This window comes from Nocardia brevicatena NBRC 12119, from assembly GCF_000308495.1.
GTDB lineage: Bacteria > Actinomycetota > Actinomycetes > Mycobacteriales > Mycobacteriaceae > Nocardia > Nocardia brevicatena.
The window spans coordinates 1-2,507 of record NZ_BAFU01000199.1 but is presented as its reverse complement, the minus strand read 5'-3'; the positions used below and the strand labels follow the sequence as shown (position 1 = coordinate 2,507).

At 66.4% G+C, this 2,507-nt stretch carries 1 protein-coding gene and 2 pseudogenes; all 3 read left to right on the top strand.

Going from position 1 to position 2,507, the window contains the following annotated elements; translation table 11 throughout:
- Positions 1-80 precede the first annotated feature (80 nt).
- Positions 81-1,192 (top strand): IS3 family transposase gene (locus ON20_RS26010; RefSeq protein WP_086009078.1). Its coding sequence is split into 2 segments (ribosomal slippage): positions 81-348 and positions 348-1,192, totalling 1,113 coding nucleotides; the frame shifts between segments, so codons are not numbered across the junction.
- 40 nt (positions 1,193-1,232) lie between these two features.
- Positions 1,233-1,586, top strand: a pseudogene (locus tag ON20_RS26005) (transposase); the annotation flags it as partial.
- A gap of 137 nt (positions 1,587-1,723) precedes the next feature.
- Positions 1,724-2,507 (top strand): annotated as a pseudogene (locus ON20_RS26000) (transposase); the annotation flags it as partial.

The window sequence follows — 2,507 nt, the reverse complement described above, 5'->3', positions numbered from 1 at the left end:
CCTGACCTGACCCCGTGATTTCGGTCCGGGGCGTGTGAGAGCCTTGCGGCCCACGAAGTGGGCAGGAAGGCTCGAGGACCATGGCGACACGCAAGAGGCACACCCCTGAACAGGTCGTTCGCAAGCTTGGGGAGGCCGACCGGCTGCTGGGCGAGGGCAGGGACATCGCCGAGGTGTGTCGGACGCTGCAGATCACCGAGGCCACCTATTACCGGTGGCGCAACCAGTTCGGCGGGTTGAAGGCCGACGACGCCAAGCGGTTGAAAGACCTCGAACGCGAAAACTCCACCCTGAAACGGCTTCTCGCAGAGGCAGAGTTGGAGAAGGCGGCATTGAAGGAGATCGCCAAGGGAAACTTCTAGACCCGGAACGTCGGCGGGCGGCCGTGGCACATCTGGTGCGCGTGCTCGAGGTGAGCGAACGGTTCGCCTGCCGGGTCACCGGGCAACACCGAAGTACCCAGCGGCGCCACCCGGCCGCTCGGACTCCGTCGGACCCCGATGCGGCACTGCGTGATTGGCTGCGGATATGGGCGAGGAACCATCCGCGGCAGGGGTTCCGCCGCGCTTACCACGAGGCACGCGCCGAGGGCTGGACGGTCAACCACAAGAAAATCCAGCGACTCTGGCGCGCCGAGGGACTGCGGGTGCCGCAAAGACGCCGGCGCAAGCGCCTGGGCGCGTCCACCGCCACCACAACCACTGCGGACGCGCCGAATCGGGTATGGGCGGTGGATTTCCAGTTCGACGCCACTGACGACGGACGCCCCGTCAAGATCGTCTCGATCGTCGACGAGCACACCCGTGAATGTCTCGGCGGCCTGGTCGAGCGCTCGATCACCGCCGACCGGCTCATCGACGAACTCGACCGCATCGCTGTCGAGCGCGGCTATCCGGCGGCGCTGCGCTGTGACAACGGGCCCGAACTCGCGGCCGCGGTCATGGCCGACCGGGCCGGTGAGCGGGTCGGTCCGGCGTTCATCCCTCCTGGTCAGCCCTGGCGCAATGGCTACATCGAATCGTTCAACGGTCGCCTGCGCGACGAATGCCTCAACATCAACAGCTTCTGGTCTCTGACCCAGGCGAGGGTCGTGATCAGCGACTGGAAGGACGAATACAACCACCATCGAAGACATTCCGCACTGGGCTACCAAACCCCGTCCGGATACGCTGCAACCTGCATCCACCGATAAACCGGCTCTCACACCCGATGGACCGAACCACGGGGTCCCGTCAGAGGCGCTCAAACCCCTTGTGCAGGCGATCCCGGCCGTGCGGTCGCGATGCGGGCCGCGGCGGCGCAAGCCGGGAAAACAGCACGCGAACAAGGCATACGATATTGCCGAGCTGCGCCGATGGGTCCGCCATCGAGGTATCGGCGTACGGATTGCCCGCAAAGGTATCGAGTCCTCCGAACGTCTCGGCCGTAACCGGTGGGTGATAGAGCGCACGATATCGTGGCTGACCGGCTACCACCGGCTCAATATTCGCTACGACCGCAAAGCCGTGCACTTCCTCGCCTTCCTCACTCTGGCAGTGACCCTGACCGGCTACAAGAAACTGGCAAAGGCGAAATCATCGACGTGAGACACGGTCTTTATTTCCCGTCGTGAGCAATGATCAAATCCTGTGGGTGACCGGGGAGGGAGTACCTTCCCGGATGATCTGCCTCGCAGGTTTGATCAAGCCTGGGGCGCCAACGCCGGGCGGGAAGGTAGGTCCCCATGCTCGAGGTAGTCCAGGGCGGCGAGGAGTCCGACGGCGGCACGGTCGGGTCGCAGGCGGGGTTTCGGTCGTTGATCGACGAGATCGTGCGTGACGGTGCGCGTCAGATGTTGGCGGCGGCGTTGCAGGCCGAGGTGGCGGCGTATGTGGAGCAGTTCGCCGATCGGGTCGACGAGGAGGGTCGTCGACTGGTGGTGCGCGACGGCTACCACCGGCCGCGCACCGTGGTGACCAGCGCGGGTGCGGTCGAGGTGCGGGCGCCGCGGGTGAACGACAAGCGCGTGGACCCGGAAAGCGGGGAGCGGCGGCGGTTTTCCTCGGCGATCCTGCCCGCGTGGGTGCGCCGCTCGCCGCAGATCACCGAGGTGCTGCCGCTGTTGTACCTGCACGGCCTTTCGTCTGGCGATTTCGCCCCCGCGTTGGAGCAGTTCCTGGGCACCGGCGCGGGCCTGTCCGCGTCGTCGATCACCCGACTTGCCGGCCAGTGGCAGGACGAGGCCCGCGCCTTCGCCGGCCGCGACCTCTCGAGCGTGGACTACGTGTACCTGTGGGTTGACGGCATTCCCCTGAAAATACGCCTGGAGCAGGAGAAACTGTGCCTGCCGTGATGATCGGGGTGCGCGCGGACGGCCGCAAGGAGCTCGTCGCGCCGACCGACAGCTACCGGGAGTCGGGCCAGTCGTGGGCCGATCTGCTGCGCGACTGCCGATGCCGCGGCATGCGTGCGCCGAAGCCGGCCGTCGGCGACGGCGCTCTGTATCTCGGGTGGCGTCGCGATGAGTT